The organism is Sphingopyxis sp. (assembly GCF_035565275.1).
GTDB lineage: Bacteria > Pseudomonadota > Alphaproteobacteria > Sphingomonadales > Sphingomonadaceae > Sphingopyxis.
Window position 1 is genome coordinate 1 of sequence record NZ_DATMST010000296.1, and the last position, 23,048, is coordinate 23,048.

General features: G+C 64.6%; 24 protein-coding genes, 1 tRNA gene and 1 pseudogene. 13 read left to right on the forward strand and 13 right to left on the reverse strand.

The features are described 5' to 3' along the window. Positions 1 to 23 precede the first annotated feature (23 nt). Genes metK through VN047_RS19380 form a run of 4 tightly spaced genes read right to left on the reverse strand, consistent with a single transcriptional unit; the run spans position 24 to position 4,108 of the window. Complete coding sequence (gene metK, locus VN047_RS19365) at positions 24 to 1,244, reverse strand: methionine adenosyltransferase (protein WP_325545575.1); 1,221 nt, start codon at positions 1,242 to 1,244, stop codon at positions 24 to 26. Positions 1,245 to 1,296: 52 nt separating this feature from the next. After that, complete coding sequence (gene lnt / locus VN047_RS19370) at positions 1,297 to 2,961, reverse strand: apolipoprotein N-acyltransferase (protein ID WP_325545576.1); 1,665 nt, start codon at positions 2,959 to 2,961, stop codon at positions 1,297 to 1,299. Positions 2,962 to 2,994: 33 nt separating this feature from the next. Further along, positions 2,995 to 3,405, reverse strand: coding sequence for a DUF2141 domain-containing protein (locus tag VN047_RS19375; protein WP_325545578.1), 411 nt, complete (start codon positions 3,403 to 3,405; stop codon positions 2,995 to 2,997). Next, positions 3,350 to 4,108, reverse strand: coding sequence for a sterol desaturase family protein (locus tag VN047_RS19380; RefSeq protein ID WP_325545580.1), 759 nt, complete (start codon positions 4,106 to 4,108; stop codon positions 3,350 to 3,352). The genes VN047_RS19375 and VN047_RS19380 overlap by 56 nt, the downstream gene beginning before the upstream one ends. 74 nt (positions 4,109 to 4,182) lie before the next feature. Here VN047_RS19380 and crtY point away from each other — a divergent pair, with 74 nt between their 5' ends. Genes crtY through VN047_RS19410 form a run of 6 tightly spaced genes read left to right on the forward strand, consistent with a single transcriptional unit; the run spans position 4,183 to position 9,436 of the window. Further along, the gene (gene crtY, locus VN047_RS19385) at positions 4,183 to 5,340 is read left to right on the forward strand and encodes a lycopene beta-cyclase CrtY (RefSeq protein ID WP_325545582.1); all 1,158 of its coding nucleotides are present in this window, start codon (positions 4,183 to 4,185) and stop codon (positions 5,338 to 5,340) included. Next, positions 5,337 to 6,815, forward strand: coding sequence for a phytoene desaturase (locus tag VN047_RS19390; RefSeq protein ID WP_325545584.1), 1,479 nt, complete (start codon positions 5,337 to 5,339; stop codon positions 6,813 to 6,815). The genes crtY and VN047_RS19390 overlap by 4 nt, the downstream gene beginning before the upstream one ends. After that, a complete protein-coding gene (locus tag VN047_RS19395; RefSeq protein WP_325545586.1) occupies positions 6,812 to 7,393 on the forward strand; it encodes a TIGR00730 family Rossman fold protein in 582 nt (193 codons plus the stop codon). The genes VN047_RS19390 and VN047_RS19395 overlap by 4 nt, the downstream gene beginning before the upstream one ends. After that, a complete protein-coding gene (locus VN047_RS19400) occupies positions 7,393 to 8,352 on the forward strand; it encodes a phytoene/squalene synthase family protein (protein ID WP_325545587.1) in 960 nt (319 codons plus the stop codon). Before VN047_RS19395 ends, VN047_RS19400 begins: the two co-directional genes overlap by 1 nt. Continuing rightward, entirely contained in the window at positions 8,349 to 8,918 is a 570-nt protein-coding gene (gene pnuC / locus VN047_RS19405) for a nicotinamide riboside transporter PnuC (RefSeq protein WP_325545589.1), read from the forward strand. Before VN047_RS19400 ends, pnuC begins: the two co-directional genes overlap by 4 nt. Continuing rightward, positions 8,915 to 9,436, forward strand: coding sequence for an AAA family ATPase (locus VN047_RS19410; RefSeq protein WP_325545591.1), 522 nt, complete (start codon positions 8,915 to 8,917; stop codon positions 9,434 to 9,436). Before pnuC ends, VN047_RS19410 begins: the two co-directional genes overlap by 4 nt. On the opposite strand, the gene VN047_RS19415 is transcribed toward VN047_RS19410, so the two are convergent. Next, entirely contained in the window at positions 9,412 to 10,956 is a 1,545-nt protein-coding gene (locus VN047_RS19415; RefSeq protein WP_325545593.1) for a class I adenylate-forming enzyme family protein, read from the reverse strand. The two genes, VN047_RS19410 and VN047_RS19415, sit on opposite strands and share 25 nt — an antisense overlap. 87 nt (positions 10,957 to 11,043) lie before the next feature. On the opposite strand from VN047_RS19415, the gene VN047_RS19420 reads away from it, so the two are divergent. The 4 genes from VN047_RS19420 to VN047_RS19435 all read left to right on the forward strand — a co-directional run bounded on the left by VN047_RS19420 (position 11,044) and on the right by VN047_RS19435 (position 14,865). Continuing rightward, complete coding sequence (locus VN047_RS19420) at positions 11,044 to 11,757, forward strand: response regulator transcription factor (RefSeq protein ID WP_325545595.1); 714 nt, start codon at positions 11,044 to 11,046, stop codon at positions 11,755 to 11,757. 153 nt (positions 11,758 to 11,910) lie between these two features. After that, positions 11,911 to 13,443, forward strand: a complete 1,533-nt coding sequence (locus VN047_RS19425; protein ID WP_325545597.1) for an acyl-CoA synthetase — start codon at positions 11,911 to 11,913, stop codon at positions 13,441 to 13,443. Between the two features lie 4 nt (positions 13,444 to 13,447). Continuing rightward, the gene (locus VN047_RS19430) at positions 13,448 to 14,065 is read left to right on the forward strand and encodes a 2-hydroxychromene-2-carboxylate isomerase (RefSeq protein ID WP_325545599.1); all 618 of its coding nucleotides are present in this window, start codon (positions 13,448 to 13,450) and stop codon (positions 14,063 to 14,065) included. After that, positions 14,062 to 14,865 carry a crotonase/enoyl-CoA hydratase family protein gene (locus VN047_RS19435; protein ID WP_325545601.1) on the forward strand — a complete coding sequence of 268 codons (804 nt, stop codon included), beginning with the start codon at positions 14,062 to 14,064 and terminating at the stop codon, positions 14,863 to 14,865. Before VN047_RS19430 ends, VN047_RS19435 begins: the two co-directional genes overlap by 4 nt. Here the strand turns inward: VN047_RS19435 and VN047_RS19440 are convergent. The 6 genes from VN047_RS19440 to VN047_RS19465 are packed head-to-tail and all read right to left on the reverse strand — an operon-like array spanning position 14,862 to position 18,621. Beyond that, positions 14,862 to 15,551 carry an ATP12 family chaperone protein gene (locus tag VN047_RS19440; protein WP_325545603.1) on the reverse strand — a complete coding sequence of 230 codons (690 nt, stop codon included), beginning with the start codon at positions 15,549 to 15,551 and terminating at the stop codon, positions 14,862 to 14,864. The genes VN047_RS19435 and VN047_RS19440 overlap by 4 nt on opposite strands. Continuing rightward, complete coding sequence (locus VN047_RS19445; RefSeq protein WP_325545606.1) at positions 15,548 to 15,784, reverse strand: hypothetical protein; 237 nt, start codon at positions 15,782 to 15,784, stop codon at positions 15,548 to 15,550. The genes VN047_RS19440 and VN047_RS19445 overlap by 4 nt, the downstream gene beginning before the upstream one ends. Next, positions 15,781 to 16,401, reverse strand: coding sequence for an FMN-binding negative transcriptional regulator (locus VN047_RS19450; RefSeq protein WP_325545607.1), 621 nt, complete (start codon positions 16,399 to 16,401; stop codon positions 15,781 to 15,783). The genes VN047_RS19445 and VN047_RS19450 overlap by 4 nt, the downstream gene beginning before the upstream one ends. After that, positions 16,401 to 17,624, reverse strand: coding sequence for an RluA family pseudouridine synthase (locus VN047_RS19455; RefSeq protein ID WP_325545609.1), 1,224 nt, complete (start codon positions 17,622 to 17,624; stop codon positions 16,401 to 16,403). The genes VN047_RS19450 and VN047_RS19455 overlap by 1 nt, the downstream gene beginning before the upstream one ends. Beyond that, complete coding sequence (crcB, locus tag VN047_RS19460) at positions 17,621 to 18,001, reverse strand: fluoride efflux transporter CrcB (protein WP_325545611.1); 381 nt, start codon at positions 17,999 to 18,001, stop codon at positions 17,621 to 17,623. Before crcB ends, VN047_RS19455 begins: the two co-directional genes overlap by 4 nt. Positions 18,002 to 18,051: 50 nt before the next feature. After that, positions 18,052 to 18,621: a thermonuclease family protein gene (locus VN047_RS19465; RefSeq protein WP_325545613.1), complete on the reverse strand. Its 570-nt coding sequence runs from the start codon at positions 18,619 to 18,621 to the stop codon at positions 18,052 to 18,054. A gap of 229 nt (positions 18,622 to 18,850) precedes the next feature. Between VN047_RS19465 and VN047_RS19470 the strand changes: the two genes are divergently transcribed. The 3 genes from VN047_RS19470 to VN047_RS19480 all read left to right on the forward strand — a co-directional run bounded on the left by VN047_RS19470 (position 18,851) and on the right by VN047_RS19480 (position 21,555). Next, positions 18,851 to 19,906: a MarR family winged helix-turn-helix transcriptional regulator gene (locus VN047_RS19470; RefSeq protein WP_325545615.1), complete on the forward strand. Its 1,056-nt coding sequence runs from the start codon at positions 18,851 to 18,853 to the stop codon at positions 19,904 to 19,906. Positions 19,907 to 19,958: 52 nt separating this feature from the next. Next, a tRNA-Val gene (locus tag VN047_RS19475) sits at positions 19,959 to 20,034 on the forward strand. Positions 20,035 to 20,097: 63 nt separating this feature from the next. Next, entirely contained in the window at positions 20,098 to 21,555 is a 1,458-nt protein-coding gene (locus tag VN047_RS19480) for an amidohydrolase family protein (protein WP_325545617.1), read from the forward strand. Here the strand turns inward: VN047_RS19480 and VN047_RS19485 are convergent. Both VN047_RS19485 and VN047_RS19490 read right to left on the reverse strand, forming a co-directional pair. Then, the gene (locus tag VN047_RS19485) at positions 21,552 to 21,827 is read right to left on the reverse strand and encodes a CBU_0592 family membrane protein (RefSeq protein ID WP_325545619.1); all 276 of its coding nucleotides are present in this window, start codon (positions 21,825 to 21,827) and stop codon (positions 21,552 to 21,554) included. The two genes, VN047_RS19480 and VN047_RS19485, sit on opposite strands and share 4 nt — an antisense overlap. 225 nt (positions 21,828 to 22,052) lie before the next feature. After that, positions 22,053 to 23,048, reverse strand: a pseudogene (locus tag VN047_RS19490) (aconitate hydratase); the annotation flags it as partial.

The window sequence follows — 23,048 nt, forward strand, 5'->3', positions numbered from 1 at the left end:
GCCGGGCGCGCCCGCGCTGTTCGTCAGGCGGCGAGTGCGGCCTTCAGCTTCTCGACGAGGTCGGTGCGCTCCCACGGGAAGGCGTCGCCTTCCGAAGTGCGGCCGAAATGACCATAAGCTGCGGTCTGCTTGTAGATCGGCTTGTTGAGCCCGAGGTGGGTGCGGATACCCTTCGGCGTCAGGCGTACGAGCTGCGGGATTACCGCCTCGATCTTGCCTTCGTCGACGGTGCCGGTGCCGTGCAGGTCGACATAGATCGACAGCGGCTCGGCGACGCCGATTGCATAGGAGAGCTGGATCGTGCAACGGCGCGCGAGGCCGGCGGCCACGATATTCTTGGCGAGATAGCGCGTGATATAGGCAGCCGAACGGTCGACCTTGGTCGGATCCTTGCCGCTGAACGCGCCGCCGCCGTGCGGGCTCGCGCCGCCATAGGTGTCGACGATGATCTTGCGGCCGGTCAGGCCGGCGTCGCCGTCGGGCCCGCCAATCTCGAAACGGCCCGTCGGGTTGATGTGATAGACGGTGTTCGCGGTCAGCAGTTCGGCGGGCAGCACGTCGGCGATCACGCCGAGGACGTACTTGCGCAGCTCGATATACTTGGCTTCGTCGCCTTCGCCATTGTGGAAGAAGTAGCCTGGGGCATGCTGGGTCGAAACGACGATCGCGGTTGCCTCGACCGGCCGTTCGTTGGCGTAGCGCAACGTGACCTGGCTCTTGGTATCGGGCTCGAGGAACGGAGCCGTGCCCGCCTTACGGTCGGCGGCCATACGTTCGAGGATCTTGTGGCTGTAGTCGAGCGTCGCGGGCATCAGGTCGGGGGTCTCGTCCGACGCATAGCCGAACATGATGCCCTGGTCGCCGGCGCCTTCATCCTTGTCGCCGCTTTCGTCGACGCCCTGCGCGATATGCGCGGACTGGCCGTGGAGGTTGTTCTCGAAACGGAAGGTCTGCCAGTGGAAGCCGTCCTGTTCATAACCGATCTCGCGAACCGTGTTGCGGACGGTGGCTTCGATTTCCTCGAGCGCGCCGGGCGCCCACTGGTCGTTCTCGAACACGCCCTTGCAGCGAATTTCCCCGGCGAGGACGACGAGCTGGGTCGTGGTCAGCGTTTCGCATGCGACGCGCGCTTCGGGGTCTTTCGACAGAAACAGATCGACGATCGAGTCGCTGATCTGGTCCGACACCTTGTCGGGGTGTCCCTCGGACACGCTTTCGGAGGTGAAAAGGAAGCTGTTGCGCATGGGAGAACCTTCTGCAGATCTAATATAAAGGAAACTTTATGTCGGCGTGCTGTTAGCGTCCGCGGCGGCGGTTGGCAATGGCGAGCGCGAGTAGCAGCAGCGCAAATCCGACCGGCAACACGTTACCGAAGCGCGCGAAGAGCGTCTGAGCGTGCGCGCGCGGCAACTCGGTATCGATCCGGCCCGCGACGTGCATCGGCAGCGATTTGACGATGCGGCCGTCGGCGTCGATCACCGCGCTGATTCCCGTCGGCGTTGCGCGCACGACGGGCAGCCCTTCCTCGATCGCACGCAGCCGTGCCTGCGCCAGATGCTGCGGCGGGCCCCAACTGCCGAACCACGCGTCGTTCGACGGGTTGAAGATGAAATCGGGGCGATGGGCCCGGTCGACGACCTGCCCCGAGAAGATGATTTCGTAGCAGATCTGCAAACCCGCGCGGCCGAAAGCGCCGAGGTCGAGCGTATGCGGGCCGGGGCCGGGCCAGAAATCGATGTCGCCGGGCGCCAGCCGTGACAGCCCGATCGCCGACAGGATCGGCCGCATCGGCAGATATTCGCCATAAGGAACGAGGTGCGACTTGTCATAGCGCGGGCCGAGCGTGCCGTCGGCATGGACGGCCATCACCGCATTGCGTGCGCCGACGACATCGCCGCTCTTGTCGAGTTCGAGCTTCAGCGCGCCGAGCAGCATGACATCGTCGGGGTTCATCAAAGCGGTCAGCCGCCCCCGCGCTTCGGCAGGCGAGCGGTCGTAATAGGGGAGCGGATAGCCGGTTTCGAGATAATCGGGTACCGCCGCTTCGGGCCACAGGATCAGCCGCGGCTTGTCGTTCTTCGGCGTCGTCAACCTCGCGAGCTTGGCGAAATTGACATCGGCCTTGCTGCCTTCCCACTTGTCCTCCTGCCCGACATTGGGCTGGACGACGGTGATGGGAATATTTGTCGACGGTAGACCGACGAATTCGGCGCTCCCCAGATTGCCCACCCACATAAGGAGAACGGGGAAGCCGAAAAAAGCCACGGGTCCCATGATGAATGCCGAAAGATATGTGCTGTCGCGAAGGCTGCTGCGGAACAGCACCGACCACTTGGGCCAGAGCAGCAGGCCCCAGCCGATCCACAACATGGCCAGCCCTGACAACCCGTAAGTGCCGATCAGGGTTGCCGGTCCCGTCAATGAGACGGTTACGAGAAATGCGCCCAGCGGATTCCACGCAAAGCCGGTGAACACCCAGCTGCGGAGCCATTCGGTCAAGATCCATAGCGCGGCAAAGGCGAGTACGAAGGACGCTGTCGCCCCTGCTGCCAGATGTGCCGGGTGCGTGACGTCCGGCGCGACCTTTGCAGGGACGAATTTGCTCACTGCCCAAGCGCCCCATGCTGCGAGCGCGGGATAAACGGCCAGATAAAGCGCCAGCAGCACGACCGCGATCCACCCCAGCCACGCGGGCATTGCCGCCTGATAGGTGAAGGCGGTCGCGATCCAGTTGAGGCCGATGACGAAATGGCCGACGCCGAACGCCCAGCCGAGGCCGAAAGCGCGCCAGCCGCGCGGGCTGCGCGCGACTAGCGCCATCCAGCCCGCGAGCGTGAGTAAGGTCAGCGGCCAGAGATGGAGCGGAGCAAAGCCGGTCGCCGAAACGGCGCCGAGCGACAGGGCAAGAAGCTTTGGCCAGCGGTCGGCGAAAGCGGCGATGCGGGAGGAGGTCGCGGTCACGCGCGCTGCTTTAGCCGCCCGTCCGCGACCTCACTAGAGCATATATTTCATCTTGATCGTCTGGCGCAGATCCTGCTCGACCGCGAAGCTCGCCGATTTGAAGCTTGGCGGGCCGACGGTGATCGTCGGATTGCGCGAAAAACCGAAGCCTTCCTTGGGCAGGAAGATCGCGACGTCCATCTTGTTGTTGCTGTTCTCGTCGTGGACGACAGCGATCGCATAGGTCCCGGCGGCGGGAGTATGGACCGCGAAATCGCCCGCATCAGCGACCTTTACCGCCATGCGGACCGAGGCCGTGTCCTTGCTGCAGTCGGGAAATGCCTTTGGGTTGGTCGTGAGGCACACCAGCACCTGCCCCTTCGCGCTGCGCAGTCCGGTGATGCTGACTTCAACCGTCGGCGGCGGCGCGCTCGCGGCGGTGGTGAGCAGCAGCAAAGTCGCCAAGCCCGATATCCGTGCCGCATGCCTTGTCCCAGAAGCGGAAATAAAGCCCATAATTCCCCCGGTAAGCGGCGTGATGCCGCTCGTGATGCGTTGCGGTTATCAGCCATCGCCCCGCGGGTCCATGCACGAGCGCACCTGGAAACATCTCCCACCCCATATGATTGCCGACGCCCATGATTGTCATGATTGCCAGAACCAGCCCCAGAACGGCGACATGAATCGGAATCAGAAAGACGAGCGCCGGAATGACGATCGCGCCGGTGATCGCCTCGACCGGATGGAAACTCATCGCCGCCCACGCGGTCGGGGGGCGGCTTTCGTGGTGGACGCCGTGCGCGAGACGGAACAATCGTGGCCGGTGCATCCAGCGGTGGGTCCAGTAAAACCATGTGTCGTGGACCAGCAGATAGGCGAAGAGGCTGACGGGCAGATACCAGAGCGGAAAGGCGCCGAGGTCGGTGTAGATGCGCGTCCAGCCGTGCGCCTGCCATCCCCACGCGACGATGCCTGCCGGAACGCCGTAAATCGCGGCTGAAATGAGGCTCCAGCCGATCTCGCGCCGCATCTGGGGTTCGAGGCCGCGGTAGAGGCCGGGATGCGTCAGCCGGGTTGCAAAGGCGAAGGCGCCACTGGTGATCAGGTAGCGAACTCCGACGATCGCGGTCATCGCAAGCGCGGAAAAAAGGATCGGCCAGCCGGTCATCGCGCAAGGCTAGTCGCTCCGCACCGCGTTGCAATGGCTTTGCGCCCGCGCGTTTGCGTAGCTAAGGCAGGCGAATGGTGGGGCAGAGTAACGATAAATGCGATATTGCGATCGTCGGCGGCGGGCTGGCCGGCGGGCTCGCGGTGCTCGCGCTTGTGGCGAGGCGGCCCGATCTCGATGTGCGGCTGATCGAGCCCGGGCCGATCGGCGGCAATCACGTCTGGTCCTTTTTCGACAGCGACATCGCAAAGACGGACCGCTGGCTCGTCGCGCCGCTCGTCCGGCATCACTGGACGCGCTACGATGTCCGCTTCCCCTCGCACGAGCGCCGGCTGCGCATGGGGTACAAAAGCATCACCGGCGAAGCGCTCGCCGATGCCGTGATGGCGGCGCTGCCCGCAGGCCATATTATCGCCGACAAGGCCAAGCATGTCGCGCCTGACCATCTGTTGCTGTCGCGCGGCGGACGCCTGTCGGCAAGGCATGTCATCGACGCCCGCGGCGCCACCAAATTTCCGACGCTCGATTGCGGTTGGCAAAAATTCGTCGGGCAGGCGCTCACGGTGAAGGGCGGCCATGGCGTCGAACATCCGGTCGTCATGGATGCGACGGTCGAGCAGGTGGATGGCTATCGTTTCGTCTATCTGCTGCCGTTCGATGCCGAGACCCTGTTCGTCGAGGACACTTATTACAGCGACGGGCCCGACCTCGACGCAGCCGCTGTCCGCGAGCGGATCGCGACCTATGCGGCGGCGCGGGGCTGGGACGTCGCCGCGACGACGCGTGAAGAAAGCGGTGTTCTGCAAGTGGTGATCGCGGGCGACTTCGACCGGCTGTGGCCGGCATCCGACCGCACCGCACGGATCGGCGCGCGCGCGGGGATGTTTCATGCGACGACCGGCTATTCGCTGCCTGACGCGGTGCGTACCGCGTCAGCGCTGCCCGCGATCGTCGACCATGCCGACCTCCCCTCGATCCTCCGCGACCGCGCCGCGGCGTCGTGGCGGCGCCAGCGTTTCTACCGCATGCTCGGCGCGATGCTTTTCCGCGCCGCCGAGCCGGACGAGCGATATCGGGTCTTCGAACGATTCTATCGCCTGTCGCCTTGGCTGATCGCGCGCTTTTATGCCGGCTGCTCGACAACGGCAGACAAGCTGCGCATCCTGTCTGGCAAGCCACCCGTTCCCGTCGGACGCGCGATCGGGGCACTGGCGAAACGCGACTGGAAATGAGCTGCCGCGCAATCGTTATCGGTGCAGGATTCGGCGGGCTCGCGCTCGCGATCCGGCTGCAATCGGCGGGCGTGGCGACCACCATCGTCGAGGCGCGCGACAAGCCCGGCGGGCGGGCGTATCATTGGGTCAGGGACGGCTTCACTTTCGACGCCGGGCCGACCGTCATCACCGACCCGCCTTGCCTGCAAGACCTGTGGGACCTGACCGGGCAGGATATGGCGGCCGACGTCGATCTCATCCCGGTCATGCCCTTCTACCGCCTGAACTGGCCCGATGGCACGACCTTCGACTATTCGAACGACGAGGCTGCCCTCCGCGCCGAAATCGCGAAGCTTCATCCTGCCGACGTCGACGGTTACGACCGCTTCCTGACCTATTCGAAGGGTGTTTACGAGCAGGGATATGTCAAGCTCGGTGCGGTTGCCTTTCTCGACTTTGCCTCGATGGTCAGGGCCGCCCCGGCTCTGATGAAATATCGGGCGTGGCGCAGCGTCTACGGGGTCGTTTCCTCCTATGTGCAGGACGAGCGGCTGCGGCAGGCGCTGTCGTTCCACACGCTGCTCGTCGGCGGCAATCCGATGACGACGAGCGCGATCTATGCGCTCATTCATACGATCGAGAAGGATGGCGGCGTCTGGTTCGCGCGTGGCGGGACGAATGCGCTGGTCCGCGGCATGGTACAGCTGTTCGAGCGGTTGGGCGGTACGCTGCGCCTTGGCGACCGGGTGGTGAAGATCACGACGAAGGGCGAGCGGGCGACAGGCGTCACGACCGCGAGCGGATGGCACGCCGACGCCGGGATGGTCGCGTGCAATGGCGACCTGATGCACAGCTATAAGAATCTGCTCGCCGACCATCCGCGCGGCGCCAAAACTGCCAGGTCGCTTGCGCGCAAACGCTGGTCGCCGTCGCTCTTCGTCGTTCATTTCGGGGTGAAGGGCAGCTATCCCGACATCGCGCACCACAGCATCCTGTTCGGCCCACGCTACAAGGGACTGCTCGACGATATCTACGGCGGCGTCGTTCCTGACGATTTCTCGCTCTATCTCCATCATCCCAGCGTCACCGATCCGGGCATGGCGCCGCCGGGGCATTCGACCTTCTACGCGCTCGCTCCCGTCGCGCATCTGGGGAAGGCAAAGGCCGACTGGGACGGGGCGTTCGGCGAGTGGTTCGCGGACGCGATCCTCGACGAGGTCGAGCGGCGGGTGCTTCCGGGCCTCCGCGCCAATCTCGTGACGCATTTCCATTATACGCCGGCCGATTTCGGCCGCGACCTGTCGGCGCATCTCGGCAGCGCGTTCAGCCTCGAGCCGGTGCTCTGGCAAAGCGCATGGTTCCGTGCGCACAATCGCGACGATGTGATTTCCAACCTTTACTTCGTCGGCGCGGGGACGCATCCGGGCGCAGGTATTCCGGGGGTCGTCGGCAGCGCCAGGGCGACCGCCAATCTGATGTTGGAAGATATATGAAACGCCTTGCCGTCTATTGCGGGTCCGCGACTCCCGAAGATCCGATCTATATCGAAACCGCCCGGCATGTCGGCCGCACGCTGGCCGAGCGCAGCATCGGCGTCGTCTATGGCGGTGGCCGATTGGGGCTGATGGGCGCGGTTGCCGACAGCGCACTCGAAGCCGGAGGCGAAGTCATCGGCATCATCCCCGATGCGCTCGTCGGCGCTGAGGTCGCGCACCGTGGCTGCACCGAATTGCACGTCGTTTCCGGCATGCACGAGCGCAAGAAGATGTTCACCGACCTTTCGGACGGCTTCCTTACCATCCCGGGCGGCGTCGGCACGATGGACGAACTGTGGGAGGCGATCAGCTGGGCGCAGCTCGGCTATCATGCCAAACCCGTTGGGCTGCTCAACGCTGCGGGCTTCTATAACGACCTCATCGCCTTCAACCGTAACATGATCGAGGTCGGCTTCATCCGCCCCGCGCATGCCGGGATCATGATCGTCGATGCGGGGCTTGACGACCTGCTCGACAAGATGGCGGCGTATGTCCCGCACCAGACGATCTTCGCGATGAAGGCCGAAAATCTCTGATGACCGAAGAGGGGGCCTATGATGCACATGCCCTCCACGGTTTCGCGCACGACAGCATCGCGCGCGGATCGAAAAGCTTCGCACTGGCCAGCCAGCTCTTCGATCGCGAAACGCGCGAGCGCGTATGGCTGCTCTACGCCTGGTGCCGCGCCGCCGATGATCTCACCGACGGGCAGGACCATGGCGGCGCGATGAAGCCGGACCATGATGCCGTTGGTGCTGTTGCCTATATCCGCACGCAGACCGAGAGGGCGTTCGCTGGCGAACCGACGGGTGACATGGCATTCGATGCGCTCGGCTTCCTGCTCACCGAGATCGCGATTCCGCGTTGGGTGATCGACGATATCATCACGGGCTTCGAACTCGATGCGAAGGACTGGCGCCCGCGCAGCGAAGACGATCTGCTGCGCTACTCCTATCATGTTGCGGGCGCCGTCGGGGTGGCGATGGCGCTGGTGATGGGCATTGATCCTGCCGACGGGACGACGCTCGACCGTGCGTCGGACCTCGGCATAGCGTTCCAGCTCGCCAATATCGCGCGCGACGTCGCCGAGGATGCCGCCGCCGATCGCTGCTACCTGCCCGTCGAATGGATGGTCGAACTCGATATCCCTCCGGGCCAGCACATGCATCCCGCCTTTCGCGGACGCCTGTCAGTAATGGCGAAATGGCTGTCCGAAATGGCCGAGGAATATGAGGCATCGGCACGATGGGGCGCGCGCAAGCTCCCCCCGCGCAGCCGCTGGGCGGTGCTCGCCGCGGCAGGTATTTACGGTGATATCGCACGGGAGGTGCGCGCGCGCGGCGATCATGCGTGGGACCACCGCGCATCAAGTTCGCTTGGCGCCAAACTAGGCTGGGTCGCGCGGGCGGGTTGGTCGGTGTTGCGCCGGCCGCCGCAGCGGCGGATCAGCCGCGACGGGTTGTGGACGCGCCCACGGCATGAGTTCGTGGCATGAGCTACCTTGAATGGGCGGCGGCGGCATTTGTGCTCATCAATGTCGCGCTCGTCGCACTGCGCAGCGTGTGGAATTATCCTTTCGCGCTCGTCGCCGTCACGCTCTATGCTTTCGTTTTCTTCGAAGCGAAGCTGTACAGCGACATGCTGCTCCAGGGCTTTTTCTTCGCGCTCAATCTCTATGGTTGGGCTGCGTGGATGCGCGCGCGCGATGACAGTGGCATTCCGGTACGCTGGATGACCGATAGCGCGCGCCGGAGCTGGGCGCTGGCGACGATCGTCGCCTGGGCATGCTGGAGCTTCGCGATGGACCGCCACACCGACGCGGTGGCGCCGTGGATCGACGGCGCGATCGCGATGCTCAGCATCACCGCGCAATGGCTGCTTGCCCGCCGCCGGGTCGAAAGCTGGTTCCTCTGGATCATGGTCGACCTGATTGCGATCCCGCTGTTCGCGTCGCGCGGCCTTTATGCGACCAGCGCGGTCTATGTTGTGCTGCTCGGTCTGTCGATCGACGGGTTGATCCAGTGGCGGCGCGCGGCGACGACGGACAATGCGGCGGTATGACACGGCATATCTGCCTCCACGGCGCCGAAAGCACCGGCAAGTCGACGCTGGCGCCGCGATTGGCGTTGCGGCTCGGCGGACTCATTGTACCCGAATATGGCCGCACTTACGCCGAAGCGAATGGTACCAGCCTCGACGATGTCGACTTGCTCGCGATTTTCGACGGGCATCGCGCGGCAACCCGAGAAGCGCTCGGCCAGCGGCCCGAATGGCTCGTATCGGATACCGACGCGCTGATGACGCAGGCTTGGGCGATCATGTTGCTTGGTCGCCGCCTGCCCGAAATCGATCTGTGGGACGAGGTTGCCGATCTCTACCTCGTCCCGGCGATGGATCTGCCTTGGCAGGAGGATGGCACGCGCCTGTTCGGCAGCGAACTCGCGCGGGCGCAATTCATGGAGGTCGCGATCGGCGAACTCGAGCGCCGCAAGCTCAAATGGGCTTGGGTCGAAGGTGAAGGCGACGCGCGGCTGCAAAATGCGCTGGCCGCCATTCAGGCAGCCGACTTCTCCGCATAGGCATCGCGCAGTTCGCGTTTCAGAACCTTGCCGATCGGGCTGCGCGGCAGTTCGTCGACCACGGTAATCCCGCTCAGCCGCTGCGTCTTGCCGACCTTGGCATTGCAGTCTGCGCGTACGCTTTCGGCGTCGGCTCCCGGTTTGAGCACGACGAAAGCCACCGGCGTTTCGCCCCATTCCTCGCTCGGCATCCCGACGACCGCCGCCTCGACGACGCGCTCGTCGCCCAGCAATATGCCTTCGAGATCGCTCGGGTATATATTGAACCCGCCCGAAATAATCATGTCCTTCGCGCGGTCCATCAGCGTCAGGAACCCGTCCTCGTCGATCCGGCCGATATCGCCGTGGCGATAGAAGAGATTTCCATCGGAGTCGTACCAGTGCATTGCCTTGGTCGCGTCGGGGCGGTTGTTGTACCCCGTCATCATCGCGGGCGACCGGCCGACGACTTCGCCGACCGAGCCCTGCGGCAGTTCGTTGCCGTCCTCGTCGATCACCTTGGCGACATGACCCGGCGCGGGTTTGCCGACGGTATGCAATTTGTCGGGAAACTGATGCGCCTCGAGGATGAATGCCGCGCCGCCTTCGGTCAGGCCGTATATTTCGACCAGCCCGCCGGGCCAGCGTGTCAGAACGTCGGCCTTGAGCGCGGCGGGAAAGGGCGCCGAGGTGCAATATTTCACGACGAAGCTGGAAAGATCGAAGATTCCGAAATCCTCTAGCGCCATAATCCGGCGATACTGCACCGGCACCAGCATCGTGTTTGTCGCGCGTTCGCGCGCCGCGAGTTCGAGGAAACCTCGCGCATCGAATTTCCTCATCAACACGACCTGTCCGCCCGATCCGACCGTCGGCATGAAACTCGCCATCGTCGTGTTCGAATAGAGCGGGGTCGACAGGATCGTCACCGCTGCGGGACCGTAGGCCGGAGCGCCGCGGATGATGTGCTGCCAGCGCATCGCGTGGCTGTGGATGATGCCTTTCGGTGTGCCGGTGGTGCCCGACGAATAGATGATGTTGAAACCGTCTTCGGGCAGGATTTCGACTGGTGCCGGCCTGGCGCCTGCAAGTGCGAGCCAGGTGTCGAGCGGCGCGCCGGCATCGCTGCCGTCCATCGCGATCAGGTCGCCTGCGGTGATGACATGCCCCTCAAGGCTAGCCTTTGCGGCGCTGTCGAGGAACAGGTGGCGGGCTGCTGTATCAGCGATCATCGCCGCCATCTGCTCGCCGGTCGCGCTGTTGGTGACGAGCCCGGCGACTCCGCCTGCGCGCAGCGTACCGAGGATTACCGCCATCTGCTCGACGCTGTTGAGGCCGGCAATCGCGGTGCGGTCGCCCTTCCTGAACCCGTCCTGCTGCAAGCGTGCGGCGATTCGGTCGGTCAATTGATCCAGTTCGGACCAGCTCAGCCGCCGGAATGGATCGGCAGCCGCTACGGCATCGGGACGTTCTGCGGCGTGAGCACGGACAAGGTCGGGCAGGGTGGCGAAGTCGCCGTCAAGCATTTCGATACTGGTCATGGCTATCCGTTAGCACAGCCAAAAGGCGGTGCAATGCCGGTGGGGCGGCGGCGCGACATGATGTTGCGACGACGACGGGGGCTCAGGATGGCATCATCGCCGATTGCCGAGACGGGCGACAGAAAATTGCTTGTCGCTGTTTATCATCCGCTGGGCGGGCGAGCGGAAATGCTGCGCGCCACGATCGAAGCCGCCGGTTGCCGGGTACAGATGTTGCCGCCGCAGGCGAACGGCCTGCGAGACTGGGTGGAGTCATGCTTTGACCTGTTGCTGGTCAATCCGTTCCTCGACTGGCAGGAGCCGTTCGAATGCGTCCGGCTGGCGCGATCGATTGCCGGACGGCGACCAGTGATTGTCGTATCGGACCGGGATTCGCTTGACGACCGGATGGCGGCGCTCGGCGCCGGCGCCGATGACGCCGTCGGCTGGACCGACAATCTGCCCGAAGTGGCTGCGCGCGTCGCCGGCCTGCTGCGCCGAAGCCGGATCGCCGCCGGCCAGCTGGGCGACGGGGAACTCCGGATCGACCTGATCGACCGGCGCGTCGAGCGTGCGGGGCGGATGATCCGCCTGCCCCTTCGCGAATTCGACCTGCTCGCCAATCTTGCCCGCGTCCCCGACAGCCCCGTGTCGCGCGACGCGTTGCTGAGGGCGGTGTGGCGGATCGACTTCGATCCCGGGACCAACCGCGTCGAGGTGCATATGTCGCGGCTGCGCGCCAAGGTCGATCGCGGTTTCGCCTGGCCCATGCTGCGGACGGTGAAGGGTGTGGGCTATGCACTGCGCTCGCGTCCGGATTAGGATGGGAAGGCTTTGCGTTGGTCCTGGTCCTGCTCCGAATTTGCCGCGCCTTGATCGGGATCCTGTCACCGGCCCCGGCCTGCTTGACCAAAAGTTTCAGGTTGCTACTCATCTTCGACATAAAGAAAGCAACGATTCCGGAGATGATGCCCGATGCACCCCTCAGTCCACGCGCGTAGCAATCCCGACAAACCCGCGATCATCGTCGCCGAGACGGGAGAGCAGATCAGCTATGGCGAACTCGACGCCGCCTCCAATCGCGCGGCGCAGCTGTTTCGCGCGCACGGGCTCGGCCATGAGGATGTCGTCGCCTTCATGCTCGACAACACGCCGCATTATTACGGGCTGACGTGGGGTGCGCAGCGCGCGGGGCTGCGATACGTCTGCATCTCGTCGCGGCTGACGCAGGACGAGACCGACTATATCCTCGAAAATTCGGGCGCGAAGATTCTCGTCGTGTCGGCGAGCCTCGCTGCCGCCGCACAGCAGCTTGCGACGGACATCGCGCGCTTCGCGATGGGTGGAGCTATTCCGGGTTACGCAAACTGGGAGGACGCCGTTGCGGCGATGCCCGCGACCCCTGTCGCGGACGAGCGCGCGGGGGTCGATATGCTTTATTCATCGGGAACGACCGGTCGGCCGAAAGGCGTACGCGTACCGCTGCCTGAAGATCCTGCGATCGATGCGGTCAACAGTCTGGTCATGCTCGCCTCGGCGGTGTTCCAGATCAATGCGGACAGCATCTATCTGTCGCCCGCGCCGCTTTATCACGCCGCACCGCTGCGCTGGTCGATGACGATCCACCGTCTCGGCGGCACGGTCGTACTGATGAAGAAATTCGATCCCGAGGCGGCGCTGGCGCATATCGAAACATATCGCGTGAACGCCAGCCAGTGGGTCCCGACGCATTTTGTACGCATGCTCAAGCTGCCGGGCGACGTCCGCGCGCGCTACGATACCTCGTCGCTGAAGGTCGCGATCCATGCAGCGGCGCCGTGCCCGGTCCCGGTCAAGCAGGCGATGATTGACTGGTGGGGCCCGGTACTCTTCGAATATTATGCGGGGTCCGAAGGCAATGGCATGACCTTCGTGTCGAGTCAGGACTGGCTGACCCACAAGGGTACCGTCGGTCGCCCGATCCTGGGCGTCGTGCACATCATGGGCGAGGACAACGAGACCGAGCTCGGCACCGGCGAGGAAGGCTGCGTCTTCTTCGAAAGCGAGAATGTCTTTGAATACCATGGTGATAATGAGAAGACGGCATCGAGTCGCAACTCGAAGGGCTGGTCGACGCTAGGCGATGTCGGCAAGGTCGACGCAGACGGCTTCCTCTACCTTACCGACCGCAAGAGCTTCATGATCATCACTGGCGGCGTGAACGTCTATCCGCAGGAAATCGAAAATCACCTCGTCACCCATCCCGCCGTGGCCGATGTCGCGGTCGTCGGCGGCCCGCACGAGGATTTCGGCGAAGAGGTGATTGCGGTGGTTCAGCCTGCGAACATGGCCGAAGCGGGCGATGCGCTTCGCGACGAACTGATCGCTTATGCGCGCGAGAAGCTGTCGGGGGTGAAGGTCCCGCGCCGCATCGATTTCATGGAAGCGCTGCCGCGCCACGATACCGGCAAACTCTACAAGCGCCTGCTCCGCGACCAATATTGGGAAAAGGCGAAGGCGGAGGTTTGACGCGATGACAGCGCGCGTCGAATTTTTCTTCGACCTGTCCTCGCCATGGACCCGTCTTGCGTTTCACAATCTGCCGGATGTGCTTGATCGGGCAGGTGTGACGGCTGTGTACCGCCCGATTCTCGTCGGTGGAGTGTTCAACGCGGTCAATCCCGCGGTCTATGCCGCGCGCGAGCAGGCCGACAACCGGCGGCTCCAGCATAGCTGGAAAACACTCAAGGACTGGGCGCGGCTTGCGGGCGTGCCGATGAACTTCCCGTCGGAGTGGCACCCGGCGAAAAGCATCGCCGCGATGCGTTTCTGCTGCGCGCTCGAGGAGGATCAGGCGGCGCTCGTCCGCTTCGCGCGCGGTGCCTTTGCGAGTTACTTCGACCGGCAAGAAAATCTCGACGACCCCGCAGTGCTCGCGGCCGTTGCCGATGCGGAGGCGCTCGATGGTGCAGCGCTCGCCGCCGCGGCGGGGAATGATGCGGTGAAGGCGCGGTTGCGCGCGAATACCGATGAAGTCATCACACGCGGCGGCTATGGCTCGCCGACGATCTTCGTTGATCGCGAAGACATGTATTTCGGTAACGACCAGCTTCCGCTCGTCGAAGCCGCCCTCAAGAGGAATCTCCCATGAAAGACCGTATTTCGATCACCATGCGCGAAGGCGGAATCGCCGACGTCCGGCTGATCCGTGCCGAAAAGATGAACGCACTTGATGCGGCGATGTGGGAGGCGCTTGCCGAGGCAGTCGATCGGTTGAAAGCGATGGCTGGCCTTCGCGTTGTCGTCCTGTCGGGCGAAGGCCGCGCCTTTTGCGCCGGGCTCGACCTTTCCAGCCTTGGAAACAATCGCGATCCGGGCGCGAGCAGCGCGGGCGGCAGCCTTGCCGCGCGCACCAAAGGCATCGCGAACAACGCGCAATATGCCGCGTGGGGCTGGCGCGAACTGCCGGTGCCGGTGATCGCTGCGGTGCACGGAATCGCGTTTGGCGCGGGCAGCCAGATCATGGCCGCGGCCGACATCCGCATCGTTCACCCCGACACGCGCATCGCGATCATGGAAATGCGCTGGGGACTTGTTCCCGATGTGGCGGGCATGGCGCTGTGGCGCACGCAGGTCGCTGATGATGTGCTGCGCGAGATGATCTACACCAACCGTGAATTCAACGGATCGGAGGCGAAACTGCTCGGTTTCGCGACGCACGTCTCCGACGATCCGCTGGCGAAGGCGATGGAACTGGCTGAGGTGATCGCCGACAAGAATCCGCACGCGATCCGCGGCGCCAAGCGGCTCTGCAACATGCTCGGTTACGCGAGCGACGCCGAAATCCTGCAGGCCGAAAGCGACGAGCAGGTGAAGGTGATCCGCACGCCGAACCAGATCGAGGCAGTGATGGCGCATATGGAGAAGCGGAAGCCGGACTTCGTGGACTAAAGCAAACTCAAAAACCCCGCGGCATTGTCCCAGTCGCGCTTGTTCGCCGCGCGCGCCTTCTGCGCTTCGCCGTCGGCGCCCCAGCGGCGTTCCTGATAAAGCTCGTCAAGGCTGACCGCCTCCCACAGCGCGTCGGATTCGAACGCGTGCTCGACCAGCGCGAGGCCGGCGACGAGCGATCCGCCAATCGTGACGAGTGGCGTCAGCGCAGCGATCCGCCACGAATCCTGCGCAAACACCGCCGCTTGCAGCGCCGCGACGGTCGCTTCGGGCTGATCGACGGGCAGAACGCCCTGCGTCAGAATGAACTCGATACCGTGGCGCGCCTCGGCCCACGCAAGCAGCGGGTTCCACGCGGCGGCTTGTTCGGCCTGCAGGGCCACATCGCGTGCGTCGCGGTAACAGAAAAGATCGCTTTTTGCGTAAGTGGCTATCGGCGCGGCAAAGGCGGCGAGGTCGGGTGTGGCGAGGTCGATCGCGGCGTTGGCAAGCCCCGTCATCGGCATGCGCGCGGGATCGATCGTTTCGCCCTGTTCGCGCCATTCTTCGGCAATCGCTTCGGCAAGCGCGCGGCTTGCGACCGCCAGCGGCGCGCGCTGCGGCGTACGGACAGGCCGTCCGTCGAGAGCGATGCCCCGACCGCCATCTTCTTCGACGACGGCAACCTCTGTCCAGAAACGTTTCACAGCTCTTTGGGCGACCGCCAGCGGCGCGCGAGCAGCCGCGGCATGACTGCGAAATCGAACGCGCCGACGAGCACGATCGCAACCCCGATCCAGCGATCGGTCGGCTGCCCCGCGAGTTCCCATCCGCCGCGGATCAGCACGAAGCCGATCAAAACAAAAATGGCGCCCATCAGGCGCATCGCAGAGATCGCGAAGAAGCGTTTTTTGGCGAGAGCGTCGTCGGCGTGGGTCATGTGCTCTCCCTATCGCTGCCGAGGTGGCGCATCAACTGCCCGAGCGCGCCATGGCCGGTGGCCTCGACGCCCTTGATCACGCGTTCGCGTTCTTCCGTGGGCTTGTTCTGCGACAGTTTGAAGGTCGGGCGCCAAGCGGTGATGCGTATTTCAAAGCCGACAATGGCGCCCGTCATCTTGCTGAACAGCGCCGGGTTCATCTTGTCGCGCGTCCATGGCGGATTGGCGGCAACGCGCGCTTCATGCTGCGCCGACAGTGTGTCGAGCAGCGCGATCAGCGCCGCGTCGTCAAGCTTCCGCGCCAAGCCCTCCATTTCGATCGCGACATAATTCCACGTCGGCACCTGGTCGGCGTCGGCATACCAGCTCGCGCTGACATAGGCGTCGGGCCCCTGCACCACGGCGAGCGTGGTCGCACCGCCCAGATGGCGCGTCAGCGCGTTGCCGCGCGCGAGGTGGAATTGCAGTGCCGTCCGGTCGTCGCTCAGCACCACCGGTGCGTGCGCGACGCGCGGTCCGTCGGGCGTGCCCGCAAAGATCGCGGCAAAGCCAATTTCGCGCACCAGCAATTCGGCGAGATCGTCCTCCCGCGGACGAAAGGCGGAGTTGGGGTGCATCAGATCGCTTTGGGTGGGTGCGCCGGATGTTTCCTGGCGCTCGGCTTCTTGCCGGCCGGTTTCCCGTGAGCCGGCTTGCCGGATTTCGCCTTGGCTTTCGGTTTTAGCTTGCCGACAAAGTCGGTCGGCTTGCTATCGGCGGTACGACCGCGCCGCTCGCCGCGGCGCGCCTTGCGAATCTGCTTGCTGTGAGCCTTGGCCTGCGCCTTCAGCGCCGATTTGGGCGGCGGACCTTTGGCGACATCATCAGTCCCGACTTCGCCGAGCAGCGGATCGAAGCCCAGCGCGTCGAGGCTGGCGGCGAAATGCTCGGGCACTTCGGCATGCACGTCGATCGCGCCGCCGTCGGGATGGTCGATGCGCAGGCGGCGGCTGTGCAGGTGCATCTTGCGGCTGATCGATCCGGTCAGAAATGCGCCCTTGCCGCCGTATTTGCCGTCGCCGACGATCGGATGGCCGATCGCCGCCATGTGGACGCGCAGTTGGTGGGTGCGGCCGGTCAGCGGCTGGAGTTCGACCCAAGCGGCGCTGTTCCCCGCGCGCTCGATTACGCGGTAACGGGTCTTCGATGCGAGGCCGCTGTCGTGAACGTGCATCTTCTCGCCGCCCGATCCGGGCTGTTTCGCCAGTGGCAGGTCGATCTCGCCCTGCTGGATGTCGGGCACGCCGACGATCAGCGCCCAATAGGTCTTGCGCGCGCTGCGGTTCGAGAAACTCTTGGCGAAATAGGCCGCCGCGCGCGGGGTGCGCGCGATCAGCAGCGCGCCCGAGGTGTCCTTGTCGAGCCGGTGGACGAGCTTCGGGCGCACCGGCGCGTCATATTTCAGCGCGTCGAGCAGCCCGTCGACATGCTGTTCGGTCTTGGTACCGCCCTGCGTCGCGAGGCCGGGCAGCTTGTTAAGGACGATCGCGCTCGCGTCGCGGTGGATCACCATCCCCGTCGCGAGTTCGATGTCGGCCTCGGTCAGCGCGCGCCCCTTGCGCGCCGGGCGCGCTTCGGTCTCGACCGGCGGGGTCGGCATGACAAGCTTCTGCCCGGTCGCGATGCGATCCGACACGTCGGCCTTTTTGCCGTCGAGCGTCAGTTGTCCCGATCGCGCCCAGCGCGCGAGGAGCGCGTGCGGCGTGCCCCCGCGGTGACGCTTGAACCAGCGGTCGAGGCGGATGCCGTCGTCTTCCTCGGCGATGGTGGCTCCGTCGAGATTGGTCTTGGGCTCGCTCATGCCGGCACCTGCCGCACGATGAAGAGGCCGAGCCCGCAGGCCACGATCGCGCCGATCACCGACGCGAGGACATAGGCAGCCGCTTGCGCGTTTTGACCGCGTTCGAAAAGCATCCAGAATTCCATGCTGAAAGAAGAGAAAGTAGTGAAGCCGCCGAGGACCCCGACACCGATGAAGAGGCGCGCGGTTTCGCCGCCGTCGCTGCTGCGCGCAAGCGCGCCGATCAGCAGACCCATCAACAGGCTGCCGGCGACATTGATCGACAGCGTCCACCAAGGAAAGCCGGGACCAATCCGCGCGAGCATCGCCTGCCCGACGAGATGGCGGGCGCCGGCGCCGATCGCGCCGCCGATCATGACGGGAAACAGGCTGTTCATGAGGATTGCCCTAGCCCGAAACGGCGGCGAGGCATAGCGGGTGCGTTTCGCTATCCGTCGGGCGGCGCCAAGGCAGCGCTCGTCCGCTCGTGCGTCGCGCGCCAGTCGGCGGGGCGCACGAAGTCGCCCTGCCAGATGCCGCGCCGCTTCGCCTGCGCTTCGGCTTCTTCGACCATATAGGCGTCGGTGGTCGCGATCGCGCCGCCTAGGCGGACCATCTCGGCGCCCAGATCAAGTCCGTCGGGAAACGGGCGGGTGCGGCATGCGGCGAGGGTGCGTTCATAGCGATCCTTCGCCGCGACCTCGCAATGGAGCGGCCCGCGGTCCGCGAGCTTTTCCAGCATCGTGCGGGCTTCGCGGCCGCACGGCCAACGACTTGCGTCGGTGCGCGCGCAATCCTGCCGATATTCGACCGCATCGATACCGGTCAGACGGATCGTCAGCGTAGCATCCTCATGCCGCACCGTCAGGCTGTCGCCGTCGATGACGTGGACGAGCGGCACCGTCGTGACGGGCGCTGGTAACCAGACCCAAGCCGTAAAGGCGAACCCGGCTAGCAGCGCCAATGCGGCGAGCGAGCGAAAGCGCCGCCGCCAGCGCAAACGGGCAAGAGGGGACATGCCGCGAACCATGATCTTCGACTGTCCCGGCATCGCCGGATTGGCAAGTCCGAATAAAATATTGACGATGAGAACAAATCATGTCCAAAATGGACCATTCGAGTTGCAGTCGACGTAATGCGACTCATGCAGGGTAAGGCGCTTGGGTCCGGATTGGCGGCAAACAGGAGCGAACAAAAGGTGAATACCGCCAAAGTGACGACATAGTTACGCCAGGGTGGAGCGATGAATGGGGACGCCAATCATGAAGGACTATGAAATCGGGATCGATGTGCCGACCTTGCCGCCGGGCGGTTTCGGTGCGGGAGATATGGGGCCTCCCGACACGATCGGCAGATATATTCCCGAGAGCGTCGCATCGCCGCTTCTGCTCGTCGGGCAGCGGACGGATTTGCCCGACATGGCTTTCCTCCCTGATATACGCTTGGCGAGGATACTCCCTCCATCGCATGCAGCGGGTTGTATCCGGCAGATGGCTACGCTCGACATTGTCTGGTTGTCCGCGGCGGACGCGGTGGAAGGCCAAGTGCTGGCTGATATATGCACCGCGCTGGACGAACGGGGCTGCAGCCTGATTTGCGAAACCTCGCTGTTGGCGCTCGACCGGATTGCCGCCGCTCTTCCTGCATCGCTTCGAGCCCAGTTGCTCGTCGATGCCGATCCGGCCGACAAGCTTGTCGCTCTCGCGGCGGCGCGGCGTATCCGGCATGGGGCGGTCCACGATATCGCGCGCGACGACGCGATGGAGCGGATCGACCGGTTACAGGAAGAAGTCGCGCGCATCTCGCGTCTTCTTGGCGATATTGCGGGGCAGCGGGGCGGGCTTTCGGGCACGCCGACAGGCTTCGCCCCATGGAATGAAGGTCCAACCGATCATCCGGATCAGGTCCGCGCTCCGTCACGCGATTACGCTGCAATGCCGCGCAGCTTCGTGCCCGAAGAGCGCGTGCTCGACCGGCAACGCGCCAAGCAGATACGGCGGATGCTGCGCCAGCGGCGGATGCGCGAGCAATATTTCCCTGCCGACCTGTTCGCCGACCCGGCCTGGGACATGTTGCTCGACCTGTATGCGGCGCGGCTCGAGCGCCAGCCGGTGTCGGTATCGAGCCTGTGTATCGCCGCCGCGGTCCCCGCGACGACGGCGCTGCGCTGGATCAAGACGATGACCGACGCCGGGCTTTTCCTGCGCGAAGCTGACCCGCACGATGGCCGGCGCATTTTCATCGCGCTGGCCGAGGGCGCGTGCGACGCGCTCGCGCGTTATTTCGATGCGCTTGAAGAATAGCGGCGGCTTGCCAGCGGCGGCGGCATGTGGCAGGGGCGCGCTTCCCCAAAGGGGGCGCTTAGCTCAGTTGGTAGAGCATCTCGTTTACACCGAGAGGGTCGGCGGTTCGAGCCCGTCAGCGCCCACCATCCTCCCCTTGCTGCGGCCGCCCTCGCGGCGCTAAGGCACTTTCCAGTCTGGAAAGGTCGCCCATGAAATATCTGTTCACCGTCCTCGCATCGTCGATGATCGTCTTCGCCTCGCCTGCGTTCGCGGCGTCGAAGCAGGGCGATGTCATCATCCGACACGTGACGATCGTCGATGTCGAGGCGGCGCGGACAGTCGCGGGACAGGCGGTGGTGCTGAAAGATGACGACATCGTCGCGGTCGGCGCCGATGCCGCGATCGCGAAGGACTGGCGGGCTGAAAGGACGGTCGAGGGTCAGGGGCGCTACCTCATTCCAGGCCTGTGGGACATGCATGTCCACTTCGGCGGCGGCCCGGACCTGATCGAAGAGAATAAGGCGCTGCTGCCGCTCTATGTAGCCAACGGTATCACGACGATTCGCGACTGTTCGGGCGACCTGCCCGAACAGGTGCTTGCCTGGCGCGGCGAGATTGCGGGCGGTAGCCTGTTCGGCCCGCGCCTGCTAAGCTCCGGCGCCAAGATCGAGGGCATTGCGCCGGTGTGGAAAGGGACGATCGAGGTCGGCAGCGAGGCCGATGTCGACGCGGCGCTTACCCGTCTCAAGACGCGCGACAAGGTCGATTTCGTCAAGATCACCGACAGCACGTTGAAACCTGAACTGTTCCTCTATGCACTGGGGCGGGCGAAAGCGCTCGGACTCAAGACCTCGGGGCATATCCCGATGGCGCTGACGACCGAACAGGCGGTCGATGCCGGGATCAGCTCGATCGAGCATCTCGATTATGCCTATAACGCCGGCGCGAAGGGCGAGGCGGCGATCGCGGCGGATTTCGCGGCAAAGCGCATCGACCGCGCCGAGGCGAACCGCCGACTCGACGCCGGGTTCGACCGCGATACCGCGATGGCGGCCTATCGCCGCTTCGCTGCCAAAGGCGTGTCGGTGACCCCGACGCTCAACGGCAGCCGGATCATCTCCTTCCTCGACCGCGACGATCATTCGAAGGATACAGGCCTCGCCTACATCGGCCCGAAGCTGCGCAAGACCTATGAATGGCGTATCGAGCGCGCGGCAAAGGCCGATGCTGCGGCGATTGCGGCGCGGCACAAGCAGATCGAGGATGTGGCGACGATCCTGCCAATGCTTGCCGAGGCGGGGGTGCCGATCATCGCGGGGACCGATGCCGGTTTCCTCAACAGCTTCAACTACCCGGGCTTCGGACTGCACGACGAGATCGAGCTTTTCACTGAAAAGGGGCTGACCCCGGCGCAGGCACTCGCTTCGGCGACGCGCGCGGGTCCGGCATGGTTCGGCTGGCTCGATCGCTATGGGGCGATCAAGCCCGGTATGGCCGCCGATCTGGTGCTGCTGTCGAAGAATCCGCTTCAGGATATCGCCGCGACGCGCGCGATTGACACGGTGGTGATGCGCGGGACGGTCCAGGACCGCGTGGCGCTCGACAAGATGCTCGCGGATACGCGTGCGAAGGTAGCGGCATGGAATGCCGAGGCTGCGGTTCGCTAACCGACGATGGCGCGGGCGGCCTGCCGCGCACGCCACACGCTCCACAAGGTGAAAATCCCCATTCCGCCCCACACGACGTTGAGCACGGCGGAGGGCAGCGCGCCGTTGTAACCCGAATTGACGACGAAACCGCCGGCGCCGACGACATTCATCCACTGATAGAGATAGCTGCGCCCCTCTAGCCTCCCGAGCGACAGCAGGACATAGGCGGCAAGGATGATCGCGGCGGCGGTCCATCCGATGACCTCGATCAGGATCTGGAACGCGTCCATCGCATCTCCCTTTTGTGGAAGCAGGGCGGTTGCACCTAGCGCACCGTCCGTTCGATCGCCTCGACGGCGTTCTTCGCTTCGGCGAGCCCCCGACGATGTCGGCGGCGGTGGGCCTGTCAGATCGCGGGGGCGACCGCCGTCACGCCGCAGCGCCAGCACAAGGCCGGCGCCGCAAAGGAAGCCGAGGGCGAAGAGAAGAAGTCCGCTCATCGCCCTCGTTTAGCATCAAGCCGCGAGCTTGCGCAGCACGTAATGCAGGATGCCGCCGTTCATATAATATTCGACCTCGTTTGCCGTATCGATGCGGCAGAGCGTGTCGAAGCTGAAGGTCGAACCGTCGGCGCGGGTGACGTTCACGGTGACCGTCTGGCGCGGCTTCAGATCCGCGACGCCGGTAATGGTGAACTGGTCGTCGCCGGTCAGGCCCAGCGTCTCGCGGCTCTGGCCGTCGAGGAACTGCAGCGGCAGCACGCCCATGCCGACGAGGTTCGAGCGGTGGATACGCTCGAAGCTCTCGACGATCACCGCGCGGACGCCGAGCAAATTGGTGCCCTTCGCCGCCCAGTCGCGCGACGAGCCGGTGCCATATTCCTTGCCGGCGATGACCACCAGTGGCGTGCCGTCGGCCTTGTGGCGCATCGCGGCGTCGTAGATCGGCATGACCTCCGAACCGTAGCGCGACATGCCGCCTTCGATGCCGGGGACCATTTCGTTTTTGATGCGGATGTTGGCGAAGGTGCCGCGCATCATGACATCGTGGTGGCCGCGGCGGGCGCCGTAGCTGTTGAAGTCGGCCTTGCTAACCTGATGTTCCATAAGCCATTTTCCGGCCGGCGAGTCCGCCTTGATGCTGCCGGCGGGGCTGATGTGGTCGGTCGTGATGCTGTCGCCGAGGATCGCGAGCGGCTTGGCATTCACGATATCCGACACCGGCGCCGGGGTCATCGACATGCCCTCGAAGTACGGCGGGTTCGCGACATAGGTCGAGCCGGCGCGCCACTGATAGGTGTCCGACCCCTCGACCGAAATCTTCTGCCAATGCTCGTCGCCCTTATAGACATGGGCGTAGCGCGCCTCGAACATGTCGCGGTCGACCGCGCCCTGCACCGTCTCGGCGACTTCCTGATTGGTCGGCCAGATGTCCTTCAGATACACGTCGTTGCCCGACTGGTCCTGCCCGATCGGGGTGGTGGTGAAATCCTCGATCACCGTGCCCTTCAG